Raw genomic sequence first — 2,243 nt, forward strand, 5'->3', positions numbered from 1 at the left:
AATCGGCCCCCCCGCAGGCCCCCGATCCGCCGCCGCAGGCGCACCCGCACGGCTCGACCCGATTCGCCGGCGAATTGACCGATCGCGGGAAGGGACGCACCTTCCCCTGTCCGAAGTGCGGGGCCGGGCTGGAGTTTCATATCGGCTCCCAAACGCTGAAGTGCCCCTTTTGCGGGGCGGGGGAAGCCGTCGTCCACGCCCCGGACGCGGCCGTCGAGGAACGCGATTACAGGGCGATGCTGGTGCGCCTCCGGGATCATCACGATTCCGGCTCGCACCAATACGATGCGATGCGGGAGGTCCGCTGCCGGAGTTGCGGCGGCACGGTGCTGTTCGCCGGCACGACGACCGGCACGGAGTGCCCGTATTGCGCCACGCCGTTGCAACTCGACGCCGCGGTGCAGGCCAAGAACCGCATCGCCCTCGACGGCGTGCTGCCCTTTCAGGTCTCCGAGAAGAAGGCCGCGGCGAACCTCAAAGAATGGGTCGCCAGTCGCTGGTTCGCCCCGAACGACTTCCGCAAGCGGGGCGTGAAGGGCAAATTCAACGGCGTTTATCTGCCGTATTGGACGTTCGATTCCCTCACCTATACCCGCTACTCCGGCCAACGGGGCGAGCATTATTGGGTCACCGTCGGCACGGGCGATAAGAAGCGCCGGGTGCGAAAAACGCGGTGGTATCCGGCCAGCGGGGCCTTCGAGCGCTTCTTCGACGATACGTTGGTCGTCGCCAGCGGCGGGGTGAATCGCAAGCTCAGCGAAGACCTCGAACCGTGGCCGCTGCCGAAGGTGAACCCCTACGACCAACGGCTGCTCGCCGGGTTCCTGGTCCGCACCTACGACGTGGAACTCGCCGAGGGGTTCGAGATCGCCGACGCCCGCATGCGGACCCAATTAGAACACGACGTTCGCCGACGCATCGGCGGGGACGAGCAACGCATCACCTCCATGCACGTCAATCACGAGGCCGTGACCTTCAAACATTTATTGCTGCCGGTCTGGATGTTGGCGTATCGCTATCGAGACGAACCGCATCAGGTGTTGGTGAACGCCGTGACCGGCCGCGTCACCGGCGAGCGGCCGTACTCTTGGATTAAGATCACCCTCGCCGTGCTCGCGGGCTTGCTGGCCGCGGGGCTGATCTGGTTCTTCTCGCAGGGCGGCGGGGTGCGGTTGGGATGAGCGGACCGGAGAACTTCTGGGAAGGACTCGGAGCGGCAGGAAGCGTCGCCAGCGTGACCGGGCTTCTGATCGCCTGGCTTGCCGAACGTCGTGCGGCGTCCGCAGAACGGCGGGCGGAGTCTGCGGAGAGAAAGGTGGACGCGGCGGTGGCACGTTCGAAGACCGGGGGAGACGTGCGAGGTTTGGCGACCGCTTGCGCGACCGCCCGGCTGGCCTTGGGCGCAACTAACAGCCGGCCGGAGTGGCTCGCCCATGTTCGACAGCTTCGCGCAACGCTTGCGGAACTCTGTGAATCCGAAGCGTTGACAGTCGAAGATCGGCAAGAGGTCAGGCGTACCGCCGCGGGACTGACCGACTTGATGCACAAAGAGACCACTTCCGTGCGTACACTGGGCCGGGCGGCAGATACGCTGGATCGACTGAACGTCCGCAGCCTTAACCGATTGACAAAGCCCGAGCGATGACTCGCGAATCGAACGACGACCGCTTTCACACCCTAGCGGAACACGCCCTGCAACGAACCGAGTCCGGGGCGTTGGACTGGGAAGAGACGCCTCAAGAAGAGTCGTTTGTCGCCATCTTTGGGAGCGGGATGCTGAAGGTCAGTCGAACGGAACGGCTCACTCCTTCCTTCGAAGACGACGGCGACGCTTACTATCAGGACATTTATTGCGTGTCGCTGCTTACGCGAACAGCGAACGAAGTAATGGAACTGCTGTTCGACGGATTCAACGCGAGAGACAGCTTGGGCGGTCGATTATGGCAAGCGGCGCGAGGACGCGCCCGTGGGGCGGAAGACCTGCTGGATTCCGTGCTGCGTGAGGTGGACGGCCCTGAGGCAACTACGGCCGCAACTCACGCTGCCGCGTGAAGGCCATAAGTCGTAGAGGCTTGCTCACCGCCCTCATCGGCGTTGCGGCGCTGCTTTTAATCGGCGTGACTTGGCCGCTGTGGCAGCCGCCGACGCCGACGAGCTTCCCGCAACTGCCGCTGTTCGCCTGGCTGATTCCCGCCCCGGCGTGGTGCGACTGGGCGGCGTTGGGGGGGGCGCTGCTGGGGGCG

Annotated in this window: 2 protein-coding genes; both read left to right on the forward strand. The window is 64.9% G+C overall.

Annotation, left to right across the window (positions count from 1 at the left end):
• Positions 1-1,181, forward strand: a 1,181-nt coding sequence (locus LzC2_RS21190; protein WP_171190011.1) for a TFIIB-type zinc ribbon-containing protein, incomplete at its 5' end; no start/stop codon positions are given.
• Between the two features lie 460 nt (positions 1,182-1,641).
• The gene (locus LzC2_RS21195) at positions 1,642-2,052 is read left to right on the forward strand and encodes a hypothetical protein (RefSeq protein ID WP_171190012.1); all 411 of its coding nucleotides are present in this window, start codon (positions 1,642-1,644) and stop codon (positions 2,050-2,052) included.
• Positions 2,053-2,243 lie beyond the last annotated feature (191 nt).

It is taken from the genome of Alienimonas chondri (assembly GCF_013036045.1).
GTDB classification, from domain to species: domain Bacteria; phylum Planctomycetota; class Planctomycetia; order Planctomycetales; family Planctomycetaceae; genus Alienimonas; species Alienimonas chondri.

Coding starts and splice junctions, on each gene's coding strand:
- LzC2_RS21195 (WP_171190012.1), top strand. CDS start 1,642: ATGACTCGCGAATCGAACGACGACCGCTTTCACACCCTAGCGGAACAC.